Raw genomic sequence first — 1,858 nt, 5'->3', positions numbered from 1 at the left:
GGGTGGGTAGGGGAGCGTCGTGTGCCGGGTGAAGCAGCCGTGGAAGCGAGTTGTGGACGGTTCACGAGTGAGAATGCAGGCATGAGTAGCGATACATGCGTGGGAAACGTGTGCGCCGATTGACTAAGGGTTCCTGGGTCAAGCTGATCTGCCCAGGGTAAGTCGGGACCTAAGGCGAGGCCGACAGGCGTAGTCGATGGAGAACCGGTTGATATTCCGGTACCCGCTATGCAGCGTCAGACATCGAATCAGGTGATGCTAAGTCCGTGAAGCCCCTTGTTTTCTTCGGAAGGCGGGTGTGGTGGAGCCGACGGTCCGAGCTTGTAGTAGGTGAGTGATGGGGTGACGCAGTGAGGTAGTCCAGCCCGGGCGATGGTTGTCCCGGGGTAAGGGTGTAGCCCGAGGAGCAGGGAAATCCGTTCCTCGTTACAGGGGTGAGACCTGATGCCGAGCCGTTTGTGGTGAAGTGGATGATCCTGTGCTGTCGAGAAAAGCCTCTAGCGAGTTGTGTGGCGGCCCGTACCCTAAACCGACTCAGGTGGTCTGGTAGAGAATACCGAGGCGTTCGGGTGAACTATGGTTAAGGAACTCGGCAAAATGCCCCCGTAACTTCGGGAGAAGGGGGGCCATGTCTGGTGAGGGCACGTGCTGTCTGAGCTGGGTGTGGCCGCAGAGACCAGCGAGAAGCGACTGTTTACTAAAAACACAGGTCCGTGCGAAGCCGTAAGGCGAGGTATACGGACTGACGCCTGCCCGGTGCTGGAACGTTAAGGGGACCGGTTAGTCACATTTCGGTGTGGTGAAGCTGAGAACTTAAGCGCCAGTAAACGGCGGTGGTAACTATAACCATCCTAAGGTAGCGAAATTCCTTGTCGGGTAAGTTCCGACCTGCACGAATGGCGTAACGACTTCTTGACTGTCTCAACCATAGGCCCGGTGAAATTGCACTACGAGTAAAGATGCTCGTTTCGCGCAGCAGGACGGAAAGACCCCGGGACCTTTACTACAGCTTGATATTGGTGTTCGGTTCGGCTTGTGTAGGATAGGTGGGAGACTGTGATGCGGACACGCCAGTGTTCGTGGAGTCGTTGTTGAAATACCACTCTGGTCGTGCTGGATGTCTAACCTGGGTCCGTGATCCGGATCGGGGACAGTGTCTGGTGGGTAGTTTAACTGGGGCGGTTGCCTCCTAAAGAGTAACGGAGGCGCCCAAAGGTTCCCTCAGCCTGGTTGGTCATCAGGTGGTGAGTGTAAGTGCACAAGGGAGCTTGACTGTGAGACTGACGGGTCGAGCAGGGACGAAAGTCGGGACTAGTGATCCGGCGGTGGCTTGTGGAAGCGCCGTCGCTCAACGGATAAAAGGTACCCCGGGGATAACAGGCTGATCTTCCCCAAGAGTCCATATCGACGGGATGGTTTGGCACCTCGATGTCGGCTCGTCGCATCCTGGGGCTGGAGTCGGTCCCAAGGGTTGGGCTGTTCGCCCATTAAAGCGGTACGCGAGCTGGGTTTAGAACGTCGTGAGACAGTTCGGTCCCTATCCGCTGCGCGCGTAGGAGTCTTGAGAAGGGCTGTCCCTAGTACGAGAGGACCGGGACGGACGGACCTCTGGTGTGCCAGTTGTTCTGCCAAGGGCATGGCTGGTTGGCTACGTTCGGGAAGGATAACCGCTGAAAGCATCTAAGCGGGAAGCCTGCTTCGAGATGAGGACTCCCACCCCCTTTGAGGGGTTAAGGCTCCCTGTAGATGACGGGGTTGATAGGCCGGATCTGGAAGCACGGTAACGTGTGGAGGTGACCGGTACTAATAGGCCGAGGGCTTGTCCATAGAGGCTCGCGTCCACTGTGTCGGTTCTGAG

General features: G+C 57.3%; 1 rRNA gene. It reads left to right on the top strand.

Going from position 1 to position 1,858, the window contains the following annotated elements:
• Nucleotides 1-1,827: ribosomal RNA gene (locus tag A949_RS0100600) — 23S ribosomal RNA — on the top strand; the annotation flags it as partial.
• Nucleotides 1,828-1,858 lie beyond the last annotated feature (31 nt).

This window comes from Streptomyces sp. AA1529, assembly GCF_000280905.1.
Lineage (GTDB): Bacteria > Actinomycetota > Actinomycetes > Streptomycetales > Streptomycetaceae > Streptomyces.
The sequence above is the reverse complement of the archived record's forward strand: the minus strand, read 5'-3'. Positions and strand labels throughout refer to the sequence as shown.